The following is a 5,752-nucleotide window of genomic DNA, read 5'->3' as shown; positions in this document are numbered from 1 at the left end:
CTATTTCAAGCCTCATCCTTCCAAAAATCGTAAGCGTACAGCGAAGAGCGTATTGACAGGCGTTACATGTTATTCCGCCGGTAGAACAACACACCATGGCAGCAGTTCGCTGACCCAATTCACCGGCCAGTCGGCGATCACATTTAGCACATGCCGTAGGTAATGCTCCGGATCTACACCGTTCAACCGGCAGGTGCCGAGCAAGCTGTACAGCAAGGCCCCCGCTCGCCTCCATGATCTGAACCAAAAAACAGGAAGTTCTTTGACAGGCTCACAGCAGAGTTTTGAGTGCACCTCTTTCATCATCGCCATCACCAATTGAAAAGATGTTCAAGGCATCCACCGCCGTGGCACTGATTACCGGTAGCGTCACATCAACGGTGCAGGCCGCCGATGATGCCAAACTGAAGGCCACCAAAACCGATCTGGCCTTCACCAATTTCATTCCATGAACAATGCCATGCATAGTCGCACAACACACTTTGTCAGATTATGTATGAAAAATTAATTAATTTTATGTTGATACAAAGCGTTAAAATAAAGAGGAAAGATATATCATGTCACGACTTTATTCTATTCGGTGATTTTTGATTGCTTTTTTTGTACGTTCGCTAGAAAATAGCAATAAATAGTAGACTCTTGGTTGTATGGTATGGAACGATCATTTTTGCGTAAAAGTGGGATTACATTGGAGCAGCTACGCTGTTTTGCGTGTGTATACGAGACGCTAAACATTACAGAAGCCGCGCAGATACTAGCAAAAACTCAATCGGCGGTAACAATCACATTGCAGAAGTTTGAAGAAAAAATAGGAATTGAAGTTTTCAATCGGAGGATGGGAAAGAATCTAGTAAGGGGCGAAGGTGCGGAGAATATATATATAAAAGCTATCGATATATTAAAGCGAGCCAATTCATTATGTGTACCATCAGATAAAATAATTTCCGTCGGTATTCCAGATGACCTTTCCACTGATAAAACCCTTCAAGTAAAGAGTTATTTCAGTAAGTGTTTTAATGGTTCAACCATATCTTTAATAGTTGATAAAAATGAAAACCACGCCAGGAACTATGTGAATGGAAATCTGGATTTCTATTTTCAAAAAAAAATGAAAGTAAACAGTGAACCCGCTGTAGTAAATAATGGTCACTACCTATATACATCAAGACTTATTTGGGCAAGTAATAAACGAGTGAATCTTGAGCTTTTGAGCTACTTACCGCTAGTATCATTTCACGAAGGGTGTATACCTCGCATTAGTCTTGAACATTCCTTAGCAATGCTCCGAATCCCTTATAAATTTTTGTATGAATCTTTTTCGTGGCATCAAAATATAGAGGCAATCAAGTCAGGATTAGGCGTTGGAATCATACTAGATACTATGTACGATGATGAACTCACAATACTGGAATCTAAAGATGGTTTTCCAACCCTCTGGGATATCGATGTATATTTGATAGGCCGGCAAGATATCATCACTGACGATCTTGCTGACGGGGTAAAGACGATCTTCTCTTAGATGCCGAACACCTTTAGTTGAAAATCACTTAGCTCGATATTACATGAATGGATATTTTCAAAATGGAGTAGTCCGGCTCTGTTGAGGAGTCTATGCCAAGAATCAAGCTGCACTCATTGCTTCCATTTTGGCGATAGTTTAGATCGGCGTTATTTCCCAAATCGATGCTGCTTGGATGGAACTAACTGAGGAAGCGATGATCTGATCTCCACCCTTCCCTTCAAGTCTACATCATGGGGCAGTCGCTTCCCCCTTAGTCTACCAGTCAGAAAGCCCCAAGAGTAGCGGTCACTTGGGGTTGTGGCTTGATGGTTGATTTAGGAAATCAACGACGTTGTCTGGGGTAATTACAGGGTGAGCTCATGAATGTTTTATGATCGAAATCAGTTTACTTAACCCTCAACAATGGAAGGTAATTTGAACATCCTTCTCCGCTTATCTTCTTCAAAATGGGTGAGAAACGAAAGATTGGTTAAATAACATACACCCATGCTCTCACCCTGGGATTGGGGTGGAGCAATGCACCCATAAAAAAATGAATACTTTATTAAAAAATAGCATTTTCACTGTCTTTAATTAACTATTATGATGAATTCCTTAAATAAAGGAAAGGAAAGGAACGGAAATGGAATCGCCACACCCTTATGTAAACGGTTTTAAATTTGTTAGCGGCGAGAGTTTACTGTCTGAGCATAAATTAGAACTTAGTGATATCTCTGAATTTCGAGTTTTCTTTGATGAAAATGTAAAGCCAGATCCATATTCTCCAGTGCGACATCGTGGGATGCTTAAAATTGAGTATGATAATCTTAGTAAACAAACCATCAAATCAAAGATACAAAGTTATTTTGCTTCAGGTAAAGCAAATAACTTGAATGGTGGCATGAGTAGAACCTTCAATGTAATCGATGAATCTCTATTAAGTAATCCTACATTTAAAGCTATTTTTAACCAACACGAGCCACTTATCAGAAAATACTGTGAAGTTAATAACGTTAAAACGGCTAATATCAGCATTCATTTTATACGCTATCAGGCAAAAGAAGGTGAAGCATCATACAGCTCCCCTGTGTGGTTGCACCAAGATGATGAGCCTCTGGTTTTCATTCATCTAATCCATTTAACAGACAATGCCCTAGGTGCAGATAATGTTATTTCAGGCTTTGATGATCTTCCTACAAATGTTGTACGCCTAACGAACTTCATGGACTGCCTTATCGTTGACCCGACATTGAAGCATGCAGTAACCCCATTAGGTTCAACCAAAGGTACGGCCCGACGTGATGTCATGCTCATCAATCTAGAAAATCTAAGCCAACAAGTATATGGTGACTATTAGTATGAAATACACTAACGATACATTAGGCCGTTACTATATGTTTATAGCAATGGTTATTTCTGGGTCTATTGGCTACTTCGCTTTGGAATCAAATCAAGCATCTGAGAATATTGTTTTCGCTCGGTGTGCTATCGGCTCGGTATTTTTAACGTTGTATGTTTATTTTTCTAAAAAATTTCCCTCCCTGAAAGAAATCACTTGGAATACCGTACTCGCATTAATCATTGGTGGTGTGACACTAGTTTTAAACTGGCTGTTTCTCTTTAAGTCATATACCGAACTATCCATGGGATTAACCACGATAATATACAATACGCAACCTTTTATTTTAATTATTCTTGGCTCGATTTTGCTGAAAGAACGGTTAAAGCTAGATCATATTGCTCTTGTGACGGTTTCTTTTATCGGCATCACAACTATTGTTTTAGGCGGTGATATGCAGCAAAGCGATATCAAAGTCACCGGTGTACTAAATGCTTTAATAGCCGCAACGCTATATGCTCTGTCAACCATTTATACTAAGAAAGTTAGCAATCTTACGCCAACGTTTATTGCATTATGTCACTTGTTGATTGGGCTTGTAGTATTTGCTAGTTTTTTTGATGTAAATAACTTCAATCTGAATATAAATAAAGTTCATAACCTAGTCATTCTTGGATTAGTCCATACAGGTTTTATGTATATATTTTTGTACGGAGCATATGAAAAATCAAATGTGTCGAGTCTTGCGATAATGTCATTTGTTTACCCACTTGTCGCGTTAATCATTGATGTTTTAGTTTACGACCTAGTTCTAACAACAGTGGAAGTTATTGGCGTATGCATCATTCTATGTTCATTGATTATTTATAACTCACGGAATTATTTAAAACCAAAAAGGAATTTACAAAACGTTTGAGTGGATTACCGGTAGAAAGGTAGATATAAGTTTTAACGGGAAAAACTACCCTGGTAATACAAAGAAAACAGTTCTTCAGTCAGCCATAGAAAAAATATACCGATAAGATACAACTGTGGCTCTGGCGTTTGTGGACAATGTGCCGTAACACTGAAGTCTGTAGATGTTACTAGCGACAATAACGTGCTATTAGCATGTCAATGCTATCCGAAAAATAATATAACAATAAGTCAGTAGCTATACTTATGTCCGAAGTTACTAATTTGGATGTTGTCACGACCTCTCAATCCCAAAAAATAAGGTGTTCTTACAGGCGTTGTTTCCCAAATCGATGCAGCTTGAATTGAGCTAACTGAAAATGTGGCTTAGAGGTGAACATAATTATGGAGGTGTCAATAGTTTTTATGAGGGACTTGTTAAGTCACCGGTGCCAGGTTGTATTCTCAACGTGTGAAAATTTCAGGCACCGCAATTTCAAGCCATCAAAATGGCCTCCAAGGAGGCCATTTTTTCAACCACTTTAGGAATACAGCCCAGGTCACTACAGAATTAATTTATCCTCTCGCAACAGCGCTTCCCACAGGTCAGCTGTACCCTGATACGTATCAACCGCTTTATAATGAGTCGTTGCATGTAATTGAGCGTTACGCCCAAGTCGAATGACCACATCTGGCATAGTATTCAGTGCCACCAATACTCGGGCAAGATCATCAGAGTCGTTTGGATGATATTTACAGCAGTTCACACCATCAATCAGGTGCTGATCCCACCAGGCACCATCAGTTGGGATAACCACGCATAATCCTGCCGCCATCGCTTCCAGAATGGAGAGCCCAAACGGTTCTTGATGACTAGTAGAAACAAAAATACCGCATTGAGATCTTATCTCATCAAGATTATCAGGACTTGAGTACCAGCGGGTATCCGGCAACTGGGGCTGGGGCTGACTGCATGGCAGACGTGTTCCCATTGGCTGAAGATAGCAAACTATCAACTCTGGACGACTGCTAGATATCTGTTGATGAGCGGCCAATATTGTTTCCAATCCCTTCCATTTCAGCAAGGACGCTGCCCACAATATACGAGCACCTCCCGATGTCGTCGTAGGCCAGTCAACGTCACTCAAACCATTTATAAATGACTTCCAATGTGATGGAAAATCAGTTTCGCCAAGCCGAAGTATTAACGCCTCCAAAGAGCGACGTGTACTTTCCAGATAAAATACAAGATTCGCACGCTGCAATGCTCTGGCTGAGAGGCCAGAGCAACCCACAGGCCCATGGATCATCTGCACCACCCGACACTGCAACCAGCGGGCAGCCCAGTAACAGCAGAGATCGACCCCGGGCCCTGATGCTGCCAGCAAGCACTTGACCGCCCCCAGACGCCATGCCAGCCACAGAATAGCCATGGTCTGCCACCCCTGCTTGAGCAGATAACCCAAGCCAGACTCCCGCCCTTTCAAGAACGGGGGAACCCAAAGCTTGTGATGTCGACAATGAGCCCAGGAAGCCGGATCCTGAGTCAGCACATGAAATGTCATCTCCGGCATACGTTTGGCTAACTCGTCGAGTAATACTTCAGTCGCCACCTTGGATCCACCACGAAAGGGGATAGGATCAACCACGACAATCTTTCCTGTCACTGGCTTCATCTGTGTTGTCATCTTTTTGCTCCCCCCTCAATTTGATAAATTTCGGGTGCCAATACCAGCCAACATCCTCACCCACAATCTTCGTCCTCTAGCGGCAAGCCGTCGCCCAAGCCAACGTAGCATCCGTTGATAAGGAAACTGACTCGCACTAGCCCAGCGCCCAGCCAGCGCGTCAGTCCATACCTCTGTTATCTTGTCGACATAAATCTCCACAGTGAAGAGTCGCTCTGCACGTTGCTGCCCAGCATGACCCATTTCAGATCGAAGCGAAGGGTTGCTCAACCTCTGCCAGTGCCCAGCCATCTGGATCCAATCTCCCGGTTCAGCCAGCAGCCCATTAAC

General features: G+C 42.0%; 6 protein-coding genes and 1 pseudogene. 5 read left to right on the top strand and 2 right to left on the bottom strand.

The features are described 5' to 3' along the window. Window positions 1-69 precede the first annotated feature (69 nt). Window positions 70-263, bottom strand: a pseudogene (locus tag AAC083_RS18545) (transposase domain-containing protein); the annotation flags it as partial. A gap of 63 nt (window positions 264-326) precedes the next feature. Here AAC083_RS18545 and AAC083_RS18540 point away from each other — a divergent pair. The 5 genes from AAC083_RS18540 (at window position 327) to AAC083_RS23330 (ending at window position 3,993) form a co-directional block, all read left to right on the top strand. Further along, window positions 327-452: a sulfatase gene (locus AAC083_RS18540; RefSeq protein ID WP_181364814.1), complete on the top strand. Its 126-nt coding sequence runs from the start codon at window positions 327-329 to the stop codon at window positions 450-452. 200 nt (window positions 453-652) lie between these two features. Beyond that, the gene (locus tag AAC083_RS18535; protein WP_108537385.1) at window positions 653-1,519 is read left to right on the top strand and encodes a LysR family transcriptional regulator; all 867 of its coding nucleotides are present in this window, start codon (window positions 653-655) and stop codon (window positions 1,517-1,519) included. 625 nt (window positions 1,520-2,144) lie between these two features. Next, complete coding sequence (locus tag AAC083_RS18530) at window positions 2,145-2,858, top strand: 2OG-Fe dioxygenase family protein (RefSeq protein ID WP_108537384.1); 714 nt, start codon at window positions 2,145-2,147, stop codon at window positions 2,856-2,858. A gap of 1 nt (window position 2,859) precedes the next feature. Continuing rightward, entirely contained in the window at window positions 2,860-3,756 is an 897-nt protein-coding gene (locus AAC083_RS18525) for a DMT family transporter (protein ID WP_181364813.1), read from the top strand. A gap of 96 nt (window positions 3,757-3,852) precedes the next feature. After that, a complete protein-coding gene (locus tag AAC083_RS23330) occupies window positions 3,853-3,993 on the top strand; it encodes a 2Fe-2S iron-sulfur cluster-binding protein (RefSeq protein ID WP_108537387.1) in 141 nt (46 codons plus the stop codon). Between the two features lie 304 nt (window positions 3,994-4,297). Here the strand turns inward: AAC083_RS23330 and AAC083_RS18520 are convergent, their stop codons facing one another. Continuing rightward, on the bottom strand, window positions 4,298-5,422 hold the full coding sequence (locus tag AAC083_RS18520) for a glycosyltransferase family 4 protein (protein ID WP_108537382.1): 1,125 nt from the start codon (window positions 5,420-5,422) through the stop codon (window positions 4,298-4,300). Window positions 5,423-5,752: the final 330 nt, after the last annotated feature.

The organism is Aeromonas sp. HMWF014 (genome assembly GCF_963878295.1).
Taxonomy (GTDB): domain Bacteria; phylum Pseudomonadota; class Gammaproteobacteria; order Enterobacterales; family Aeromonadaceae; genus Aeromonas; species Aeromonas popoffii.
The sequence above is the reverse complement of the archived record's forward strand: the minus strand, read 5'-3'. Positions and strand labels throughout refer to the sequence as shown.